The following is a 1321-nucleotide window of genomic DNA, read 5'->3' on the forward strand; positions in this document are numbered from 1 at the left end:
GAGCGGGAGCGGGCGCGGACGGGGGCTCGGCCGAGTTCGCGCGAGCGGCCCGCCCGATGGTGGCGCAGGCCGTACGCGAGCTGGCGGAGCAGGCCGGGCGGGGCCTTCCTGAGGCGTGGGCGCGCAACGTGCGGGACGCCACGCGCAGGGGCTCGGCCGGGCTGCCGGAGGCACTGGACGAGGTGCTGGGCGAGGTGCGGGACGAGGTGCAGGGAGAGAGCCGGGGCGACGAGACGCCGGGTGGTCCGGTGAGCGCGGGCGCCCCGGGTGCCCCGGGCGCTCCGCGGGTACCCGGTGCTCTTGCCGGGCCGGGTGGCGGCGTGCCGCGGCCGGCGTGGCGGGGGACTGTACGGACCGCACAGTGGCTGCTGCTCGCCTGCCAGCTGGCGGGTGCACTCTGGCTGGTGGGTGCCGTCGCCGGCGTACTGGGGGGCGGTGTCCTCATGGGGCCGGTCGCGCTGCTGGCGGGCGGGGTGGCCGGGGGTCCGCTCGTGGCGTGGCTGGGCCGGCTCGCGGCGCGCGCTCCCGCGCGGGCGTACGGGCAGGAGCAGGAGCGCAGGCTGCGGCGACTGGCGGCGGGCTGCGGACGGGTGCGGGTGCTGGAGCCGGTGGCCGCCGAGCTGCGGCGCTATCGCGAGGCGCGGGAGCAGTACGCCATCGCCGCCGGGGCCGTCTGACCCGCGGCGGCCCCGCGGCCCCGCGGCGCCGATCGGCCCTCTTTCCCTCACCTCCACGTAGGCACGTCCCCCACAGGGGTGGCGGAATTGTTCCCGACTCCTCGGTTGTCCACAGAAATACGGGCCTTCGAGCGGGAATCCGCCGTTGCCCGCACTCTGGGACCGCAGGCGAATCCGCGGAGCGGATGTCATCGGAAGTCGGGGCCGAGGGCCCGGGGAGGCGGCTCGTATGTACGAGGCTCATGTGACGGTGGTCGGCAACGTGGCGACGGATGTCGACTACCACGTGTCGGCGTCGGGGGTGCCGGTGGCGCGCTTCCGGCTCGCGAGCACGGTCCGGCGCTTCAGCCGGCAGCAGGGTTCCTGGACGGACGCGTTCACCAGCTTCTACACGGTCTGGGCCTGGCGCTCGCTGGCGGCCAACATCGGGTCGTCGGTGTCGCGCGGCGAGCCGCTGCTGGTGCAGGGGCAGTTGCGGATCCAGGAGAACGAGCGGGACGGGCGCCGCTATCTCTCCGCCGATCTGATGGCGTCCTCGGTGGGGCACGACCTGTCACGGGGGACCGCCGTGTTCATGAGGGGTTCGCCCGGCAAACCCGGACTGGTGGATTCCGCGGGCGGGGCGGGGGCCGCGGCGCAGCCGG

General features: G+C 75.6%; 1 protein-coding gene and 1 pseudogene. Both read left to right on the forward strand.

What is annotated here, in order from left to right; genetic code table 11:
- Nucleotides 1-677: pseudogene (locus G5C65_RS37335) on the forward strand (hypothetical protein); the annotation flags it as partial.
- 229 nt (nt 678-906) lie between these two features.
- A partial coding sequence (locus G5C65_RS37340; RefSeq protein ID WP_165303474.1) for a single-stranded DNA-binding protein occupies nt 907-1321 on the forward strand: 415 nt, incomplete at its 3' end.

It is taken from the genome of Streptomyces boncukensis (genome assembly GCF_011045075.1).
Classification (GTDB): Bacteria; Actinomycetota; Actinomycetes; order Streptomycetales; family Streptomycetaceae; genus Streptomyces; species Streptomyces boncukensis.